Raw genomic sequence first — 9,347 nt, forward strand, 5'->3', positions numbered from 1 at the left:
ACTTATGACTGTTCCTTTAATATTATTTGTATTTTAAGTTTAATTTATTGACAATTTTCTCAGATATACATTTGAATTAAAATTTACCTTATGTTAAACTGTCATTGTCATTTTTAAAAATGACTTTACTTTTTTCTTCTTGTATTTATAGTTATTAACTAGAAATATAAGGTCTTCCAAGCAAAAAGGGTAATGTTTCACGTGAAACATTACCCTTTTACTTTTTATGATATTCTTCATACACAAGATTCTTATTTAATTTGCGAATCTTTGCGACTTCTTTAATAGCATCCTTCTTTGACATGCCTTTTTCTACAAACTCATCAACATGTTCTGTAATTGTTTGGTCAAAAGTCTCTTCCTCTGTTACTTCAGTGCCACCTTCAACCACAATAACCATTTCACCCTTTAATTCATCTACTACTTCTAATACTTCAGAAATAGTACCTCTTAGAATTTCTTCATGCTTCTTAGTGATTTCTCTACATAAAGCTATTCTTCTATCACCTAATACTTTCATCATACATTCTAATGTTGCCTTAATTCTATGTGGGGCTTCATAGAATACGATTGTATAAGTGATATTTTTTAATTTTTCTAATTCTTTAGTCTTATTTTTATTTGTATGGCTTAAAAAACCATAGAACATGAATGGCTGTGGTGCAATGCCAGAGACAACCAAAGCATCTAAACAGGCATTACATCCTGATAAAGGTACTACATTATATCCTGCATCAATAGTTGCAAGAACCATTTCATACCCTGGATCACTAATTGCAGGATAACCTGCATCACTTACTAATGCAACTGACTCCCCTTCTTCTAATAATGATAAAAGTTTAGGAATCGCTACATGCAGATTATGTTCATGATGAGAAATAAGCTTAGCTTCTATATTAAAGTGATTTAATAGTTTTACTGTATTACGTGTATCTTCTGCTGCAATATAGTTTACACTCTTCATAACATCAATACATCTTGGTGTCATTTCACTTAAATTACCAATAGGTGTTGGTACAAGGTAAAGTGTTGCTTTTCCATTCTCAAAACTCTTTTGTCTATTTAACATTCATCTCACCTACTAACTGTTTAACTTCATCTGAATAGCTTCCATCTTCATTATGTGTATATAATGGAGGTTCAATCTTTAATCCAGTTTTGCCTAAGAAAGCACCTTCGATTAAAAACGTATTACATTCTTTTCCTTCTTTAGGATAGACAAAACGGATACGTTTAGGTTCTATTCTATATTTTTTAAATAATTCAATTGTTTCAATAAAACGGTCTGGACGATAGACCATTGAGAAACGACCATTCTGATCTAGAATCTTTGCAGCTGATGCAATAATTCCTTCTAGATCTATTTTGATTTCATGACGTGCAATAGTTATATAAGCACTTTCATTAATATGGGATTTCTCTCCTAATTTAAAGAAAGGTGGGTTACATACAATTGCTTTGGTACGTGGTGCATATTTCACATAATCTTTAATATCATCATGAATGATTTCTATCTGATCTTCTACATGATTTAATTTTACGTTTCTTTCTGCAATCTCTACAGCTTCCTTTTGAATTTCAACACCAATAATCTTCTTATGAGTTCGTTGTGTTAAGATTAATGGTATGGCTGCATTATTTGTCCCAAAATCTACAATTGTTTTCATATCCTTTGTGATTGCACAAAAGTTTGCCAATAAAACAGTATCCAGAGAAAAGGTAAACATATCTCTTCTCTGGATGATCTTCATATCATTATAACCAAGGAGATGATTAATTTCTTCGTTCATCTTTCTTCCCTTTTGGATTATTACCTTTGATAGTTCTTGGCTTCTGATTATACTGTTTTGGTTTATGCTGTTGTCTTGGCTTCTTTTGTTTTGGTTTATCGTGTTTCTTTTCTTTTTTAGGTGCTAGTTCTTCTAAGATACGTCTTTCCTTTTTAGGAGCTGATTTCTTATCGATATCAGATAAAGGAATAAATAAAATACTTCCTTCACTGTCAATCTTTACCAAATCAGAAATAACGTTTAAACCAACAACCTTACACTGTTTATCTTCATAACGAATAAATGAACCAATCTTAGGGAATTTCTTTTTAACTTCCTTATAGGCTTCATCTTCATACTTTAAACAGCATAATAAACGTCCACAAACACCTGAAATCTTATCAATATTAATCGCAAGTAACTGATTCTTAGCCATATTGATAGATACACCATCAAACTCACCTAAGAATGAGTTACAACATAGTGGTAAGCCACAATTTCCAATACCACCTACAATTTTAGCTTTATCTCTAGGTCCTACTTGTCTTAATTCAATACGACATTTGAAAACACTAGCAAGTTTCTTTAATAAATCTCTGAAGTCTACACGTTCATCAGATGTATACATAAAGATCACCTTAGAAGCATCTAATGTATATTCGCAATTGATCAAATGCATATCAAGGTTTGTTTCCGCAATGATTTCTTTACAGATTTCAAATGATTTTTGTGCCTTAATTTTATTGATATTATATACTTCAATGTCTGCTCTATTCGCTACACGTTTAATTCTTTTTAATTCGTTATCTAATTTAAATTCTGATAAGTCTGCAAGATCCGTAATGATTTCTCCCATTTCTAGTCCTCTTACAGTTTCTACTACTACTTTATCTCCTTTTTTGACATCTAAGTCTGTAGAGAAGTAATAATATTTACCAGCGCTATTAAATCTAACAGCCGCTAATTTATCCATTTCATCAAACTCCCTTCAATACTTTATATACCATACCATCTAGTAATAATGCAAGATTGACATTATTGTTGAGTCTTTCAGTATATTCTAATATGATTTCTATTTTCTGTAATATTTTACCATCTTCTGGCATCTTCTCAAAGAAATCTTTATGTTTCACAAATAATACAGGTATGGAATGTTTCACGTGAAACATATCTCTCATACCTAACACCAGAAGATTTAAGAATAATGCATAAGCTTCTTTATTCTTCTTATACTTCTTACCTAGGTTTATCTGCAAATTGATCAATAAATCCGATGGTTTCATATATAAATCTTCAATAAAGTAGAATACATAATTCTTAACATCAAAATATAACTCACTATCCTTATATTCATTACATTCTTCAATCGAATCAAACAGATGAGGAAGAACCATAGAGTCTTCTTCATCCACCCCTTCATTCTTTAGTTTTAATTCTAAAGAATGCTTAGATTCAGGAAGTAATTTAATCACCTGACATCTAGATTGAATAGTAGGTAGTACTTTATTAATATTCTTTGTTGTAAGGATTGCATATACTTCTTCTACAGGTTCTTCTAAGAACTTTAATAAGCTATTCATTGCCTGAGTTGTCGCATTATCAATATTTTTAAGAATATATACTTTTCCATTATTCTCTACACTTGATTTCACAAACTCTTCCTGAATATGATCAATATCAGATTTCTTAATAGAACTCTCTTTACCATCACATACAATCATATCAGGATAAAGACCTTCTTTAATTCGTATACAGTCATCACAAGTTTCACACGCTAGTGTATCTTCATGGCATATATAAGACTGGGCAATAAATGTCGCAATATCATCCGTATGATCCCCTACTAGAAGAAATGCATGAGTCTTTTTATTCTCTTTAAAACTCTTCTCTAAGATACGATAGAAGATAGGTTGTGTTTCTTTTAGAAATTCTTTCATAGTCTATCCTTTACGATTTCATAAACCTGACGATATACTTCTTCAACTGGTAAAGAAGCATCTACCTTCACAATTCTATCTGGGAACTTATCACAGATCATTTGATAACCGTCATATACTTTATGATGAAAATCTAATGATTCTAAGTCTAATCTATTGACTTCTCTATCCCCTGTAATACGCTTTAAAGCAACTTCAGGTTTTACATCAAAGAAAATAGTCAAATCAGGAAGAATACCATCTGTCGCAAAAAGATTCATGTTGTAGATATTATCTACACCAATACCTCTTCCAATTCCCTGATAAACTAAAGAACTATCAATAAAACGATCGCATATCACAATACCATCTTCCTTTAATACAGGAAGTACTTTTTCTACTAAATGCTGTCTTCTGCTTGCTGCATAAAGTAATGCTTCAGTTCTTGCATCCATCTTCGTATTATTGACATCAGTAATCACATCTCTGATCTGTTCTGCAATATCTACACCACCAGGTTCTCTACTAAAAGTGATATTATATCCTTCTTCAATAAACTGTTTATGTAACATCTTTGCAATAGTCGTTTTACCACTGCCTTCTCCACCTTCAAAAGTAATAAATAAACTCATATCATACGCTCCTTCAAACATTAATATTATATGTGATTTACAATGTTTTTTCCATAATTAAAAAGAAGGTTATTCATTACCTTCTCTATACTTTCGATAATCAAAGACATCTTCTCTATTTAATAACTGTGACCATCTTGCTGATAACAGTTTTGCATATTTATAGTCTTCTAATCCATATGCCCCTAAAGAATAGGCATCATTACATTCTATTAATAAGGTTCTTCCATCTTTAGTAACACCTATATCAATAGAACATGCCATAGGTCTTTCATCCCATTGTGTAAATTGATTCATGATCTGATCAAGTACATCAGGATTATAGTTATAATGCCAATCACCTTTATAAGGACGCACATCTATAATTTCATCATAATATACAAAGCAGCGCCACTCACGCATGAACTCAACAGCTTCACTACAGAAAACTTCAAGATTATCATTATAAGCCCCACAGCCTATTAAATCCTTAATACTTGATATCACTTTACCAGTAAATACTTTACTATCAACGGGTTTCACAAACCATCCTGCTGACCATTTCTTTTCGTCTGAAGAAATAGAATTAATTGTATCTTTCCATATCTTTCTTCCTAAAAATTCTTTGAGACATTCTGGATAATTATCAACATGAGGATGCGTTATTCCAAACTTCTTAAATACATTTTCACACTGTATAAGATAATCTACTACTATATCCTCTTTAGTGATTTGATCGTAAATATCATTGAGTGAGTAATAAGGTTCTATTTCACATGCTAATTCATTGAATCCATTAATAGCTTTCTGCATTTCAAGACTATGGCCTACTACAAGTCCAGAATTATAATCTTTTTTTACTTTTATGTAAGCTTTCATTATTTTATCCTCAATACAAAAGGGCTATAAAAATACATTATAGCCCTCTTGCTTAAACTTTCTTTCTACCCTCAAATGATTTTAATAATGTGAGTTCATCTGCATAATCAAGAGAACTTCCAATTGGTAAACCATGCGCAATACGTGTTGTATTGACACCTTTTTTATCTAATAGCTTTGCAAGGAAGAGCGCAGTTGTTTCCCCTTCTCTTGTCGCATTTGTCGCAATAATCACTTCTTTTGTATCAGGAGTAATACGATCAAATAAACTCATAATGTTCAAATCATCCATAGTCTTGCCATCCATAATTGAAATTGTACCACCTAATACATGATATAACCCATGGTACTCTTTCATCTTTTCCATCGCAAAGACATCCTTAGGAGATTCTACAACACATATTGTAGACTGATCTCTTTCGTGATCGGAACATATTTCACACTTATCTCCTTCACTTAAATTACCACATATAGGGCATGTATGAACGTTTTCTTTAAATGAAGTCAGTGCCTGTGAGAATCTTTTTACATCTTCTTCTGACATATCATAAATCGCATAAGCCATTCTTTCAGCACCTTTGTTTCCAATACCTGGCAACATTTTAAAACATGTCATTAACTCTTCAAAACTCTTTGGATATTCCATATTACATAAAAGAAGATAAATCTAATCCACCAGTGAGGGATTTCATATTATCCTCTTTCTCCTTTTCTACCTGACTGATTCCCTGATTAATCGCAATCATCATCAAGTCTTCTAACATATCTTTATCGTCCATAAGGTCCTGACTGATATGTAATTCAGTGATCTGATACTTACCATTAATTTTACCTGTAATCAAATTATTCTGACAAGAGAAACTAAAATTCTTGTTTTCTAATTCTTTTTGTTGATTTGAGGCTGTTTCACCCATTTTCTTTGCGGTTTCTAAAAGCGAATTGAAATCCATTTTTAATCCTCCTTAAATTCTACAATATCTTCACCAAACATATCTAAAGCATACTTCTGTGCATCATTCAAATCTACTCTTTTTAAATCATATCCATCAATATGTTTTAATGTGATTGGTCTCGCCTGAGGAAGCTGTTTGCTTCTTGCAAGCTGAATATAATGTTGTCTCATCTCTAACCATGCATCATGCTGCATACCAATGAATTTATATTCATGTCCTAATACATCCTTAATTAAAGATGATAACTGTTTATAGTTCTTATAATAGTTTGCAGCATTCACATCAGGCATTAATTCAAACTCAATAATTAAACCATCTCTACAAGCAGCTACAGGATGTCCCTGTGATAACATACTTGCTGCTTTGGCTGTATTCATATTAGCCATATAACGTCTAATCACTGGCCACTTCTCCTGTACTTCATTTAAGATCTTACGATCTGCCTGTACAAGAATATTTAATATATCACTTTGATCTACTTCGATATTATCATCTGATGCATATGTTTCTGGTTCTTCTTTCTTTTCATAATTGAATTGAGGTACTGGTTGTTCAACCTTCTTTTCAATAACTGGTTCTACTATCTCTTCTTCAATTGGTTCAAAGACAGGTTCTTCTATAATTTCTTCGATTGGTTCTTCTTTGACTTCAACCTTCTTTACTTCTACAGGTTTTACAGGTTCTTCTTTAATAGGTGTATATTCAATCTTCTGACTTGCTGCATGTTCTTGATTACATAGTCTTAATAATGCAAGTTCAAAATAAATATGTGGATCAGTTGCTCTCATATACTTCTCACTTGCATCCATCAATATATCAATAAAGTTAAAACATTCATCACTTGTAATATAAGGCACAATGTTTTCTAAGTCTTTCTGTGTCATAACTGACATAATAGAAGCATCTTTTGTATTCCTATAAACAACTATGTCTTTTAATATATCAATTAAATCAAATGTTAATCTCTTAATATCAATACCACTCTTATCCATTTTATCTAATATCTTTAGAGATTCAGACATGTTCTTAGATAATAAAACTTTCAATAAGTTTGTCTTATCGTCCATGGATACAATACCATAAATAGTATGAATATCATTAATGCTTAAATGATCATCATTATAGGCAAGACATTGTTCAAGTATAGATAATGCATCTCTCATCCCACCATTCGCAAGTCTAGCAATTAATTCTAAAGATCCATCATCATATGTCTTACCTTCCTCTTTTAAGACATACTGCATTCTTTGTACCATTTCCTGATCAGTGAGTCGTGTAAAATCAAATCTCTGACATCTAGAAATAATAGTAGGTAAGATCTTATGTGGTTCTGTTGTCGCAAGAATAAAGATGACATGTGCAGGTGGTTCTTCTAATGTCTTTAATAGTGCATTAAAAGCGCCAGGTGACATCATATGTACTTCATCGATGATATAGACTTTATATTGTCCCTGTGTCGGTGCATATTTCACCTTATCAATCAGACTTCTTACTTCTTCTACCCCATTATTGCTGGCAGCATCTATTTCAATAACATCTGGATGTGTTCCATTTTCAATCTGTTTACAATTCTCACATTCACCACATGGTTTAGGATCTCCTGTACAATTAACTGCCTTAGCTAATAACTTTGCGACAGTTGTCTTACCTGTTCCACGTGGACCACAAAATAAATATGCATGAGCAATCTTCTTTTCATCTATTGCATGCTTTAATGTAGTAATAATTGCTTCCTGTCCAGCTACATCTTTAAATGTCTGTGGACGGTATGTTCTATATAATGATTTATATGCCATCTTCATCAACTCCTTTCCTTATTATACATAAAAAAAGGTGCCTTAGCACCTTAATTATTATCACTTACTAACATCAATATATCAATAAAAATGTTGATGAAATCCATATAGAGCTGTAATGCACAAAGCAATGCCACACCTTGTAATGCTTCCTGAGGTGCAACTTCATAGGCATATTCGATATGCTTAAAATCATAAAGAGTAAGTCCAGTAAAGACTGCGAGATCAAGGAATACGACTAGATAATAAAGACCTGGCGCCGAAATAAAGATCAATAAGATATACGCAATCATAAGAACCGGTAAAGCCATTAAACAGACCTTTCCTATACCAATGAAATTATTATTAGTATGCTGTGTCACTGTATAAAGTAAGCCAAAATAAACAGCTGTCACTGCAAAGGCAAGTACCGCCACACCTGGTACAACATAATTCAACCACATAGAAAGTACAATCCCATTAATTACTGAATAAGCAACATAATATGTCTTAGCCTTCTCTATAGCCATATCTTTCACTGTTTTACTAAGCATTAGTACTAATCCTATTTCGACAATAGAACATACAATCATAAAAATGAAATAAGAAGCACCCAATATCAGTTCAAGATGTAAGAATGAGAATAGAAATGAAGTGATTGTAGTGATTCCTAAAGCGACAGCCATCCATTTCATGGTTGAACCAAAGAACTCACCATAACTCATCTTATTACTGTAATAAGAATCCATAGTTTACTTCCTCCTTTTACGTTTAAAGAACTCTGATACTATTGTAGCACACTGTTCCTTTAAAATCCCCTGTTGTACATCAGGATGATGATTTACAGGATTATTCTCTATTAACTCTATAAAACCAGGCCATTTACTTACATTTGCACCTATTACTAAACGACTCATACGACTTTGTATAATAGCCCCTGTACACATCATACATGGTTCTAATGTTACATACATTGTACAGCCATCTAAATGCCATAAATCAAGATACTCACTTGCTTGATTAATAGCTAATATTTCAGCATGTCCTGTAGCTTTCTTTAAGGTTTCCTTCTGGTTATGTGTACGTGCAATGATTTGTCCTTCATAGACAATAATGCATCCAATAGGTACTTCATCTTCACTCATTGCAATTTCTGCTTCTTTTAATGCTTCAGCCATATATTCTTCATCACTCATACACTATGACTGCCACTCAAAATGTGATTAAATATACTCACATCGAGATCATGTAAGTTCTCACGAACATTACTTACTATGTCATCGTGCATGCTTTGGATTGACCGAAATCATATCTACTCACAAGTTCTAGTGCACTCCATAGTCGTAAATTCCCGAAATAGCCTTCGGTACATACTTACGTTTGCGTTTATTTATGCAACTTCGTAAGTCGTAGCATCTCTCAGATTAAGTGCAGCATTGAAATC

At 32.4% G+C, this 9,347-nt stretch carries 11 protein-coding genes; all 11 read right to left on the minus strand.

Annotation, left to right across the window (positions count from 1 at the left end):
* Positions 1-217 precede the first annotated feature (217 nt).
* Complete coding sequence (gene rsmI, locus ACT8VG_RS03945; RefSeq protein ID WP_288208665.1) at positions 218-1,069, minus strand: 16S rRNA (cytidine(1402)-2'-O)-methyltransferase; 852 nt, start codon at positions 1,067-1,069, stop codon at positions 218-220.
* Positions 1,059-1,790 carry a tRNA1(Val) (adenine(37)-N6)-methyltransferase gene (locus ACT8VG_RS03950; RefSeq protein WP_444195248.1) on the minus strand — a complete coding sequence of 244 codons (732 nt, stop codon included), beginning with the start codon at positions 1,788-1,790 and terminating at the stop codon, positions 1,059-1,061. Before ACT8VG_RS03950 ends, rsmI begins: the two co-directional genes overlap by 11 nt.
* Positions 1,774-2,742 (minus strand): PSP1 domain-containing protein, encoded by a 969-nt coding sequence (locus ACT8VG_RS03955; RefSeq protein ID WP_117459745.1) that lies wholly within the window; start codon positions 2,740-2,742, stop codon positions 1,774-1,776. The genes ACT8VG_RS03950 and ACT8VG_RS03955 overlap by 17 nt, the downstream gene beginning before the upstream one ends.
* A 4-nt stretch (positions 2,743-2,746) precedes the next feature.
* Positions 2,747-3,706: a hypothetical protein gene (locus ACT8VG_RS03960; protein WP_288705163.1), complete on the minus strand. Its 960-nt coding sequence runs from the start codon at positions 3,704-3,706 to the stop codon at positions 2,747-2,749.
* Positions 3,703-4,317, minus strand: a complete 615-nt coding sequence (gene tmk, locus ACT8VG_RS03965) for a dTMP kinase (protein WP_022424791.1) — start codon at positions 4,315-4,317, stop codon at positions 3,703-3,705. Before tmk ends, ACT8VG_RS03960 begins: the two co-directional genes overlap by 4 nt.
* Positions 4,318-4,386: 69 nt before the next feature.
* On the minus strand, positions 4,387-5,175 hold the full coding sequence (locus ACT8VG_RS03970) for an ATP-grasp domain-containing protein (RefSeq protein ID WP_444195249.1): 789 nt from the start codon (positions 5,173-5,175) through the stop codon (positions 4,387-4,389).
* A gap of 52 nt (positions 5,176-5,227) precedes the next feature.
* Positions 5,228-5,821, minus strand: coding sequence for a recombination mediator RecR (gene recR / locus ACT8VG_RS03975; protein WP_117459752.1), 594 nt, complete (start codon positions 5,819-5,821; stop codon positions 5,228-5,230).
* Position 5,822: 1 nt separating this feature from the next.
* A complete protein-coding gene (locus ACT8VG_RS03980) occupies positions 5,823-6,125 on the minus strand; it encodes a YbaB/EbfC family nucleoid-associated protein (protein WP_195921340.1) in 303 nt (100 codons plus the stop codon).
* A gap of 2 nt (positions 6,126-6,127) precedes the next feature.
* Positions 6,128-7,924: a DNA polymerase III subunit gamma/tau gene (gene dnaX / locus ACT8VG_RS03985; protein ID WP_444195250.1), complete on the minus strand. Its 1,797-nt coding sequence runs from the start codon at positions 7,922-7,924 to the stop codon at positions 6,128-6,130.
* 50 nt (positions 7,925-7,974) lie between these two features.
* Complete coding sequence (locus ACT8VG_RS03990) at positions 7,975-8,652, minus strand: Bax inhibitor-1/YccA family protein (RefSeq protein ID WP_418220592.1); 678 nt, start codon at positions 8,650-8,652, stop codon at positions 7,975-7,977.
* 3 nt (positions 8,653-8,655) lie between these two features.
* Positions 8,656-9,099: a nucleoside deaminase gene (locus tag ACT8VG_RS03995; protein WP_006505013.1), complete on the minus strand. Its 444-nt coding sequence runs from the start codon at positions 9,097-9,099 to the stop codon at positions 8,656-8,658.
* Between the last annotated feature and the right edge of the window lie 248 nt (positions 9,100-9,347).

Origin of the sequence: Catenibacterium sp., from assembly GCF_052354645.1 — a bacterium.
Lineage (GTDB): Bacteria > Bacillota_I > Bacilli_A > Erysipelotrichales > Coprobacillaceae > Catenibacterium > Catenibacterium mitsuoka_A.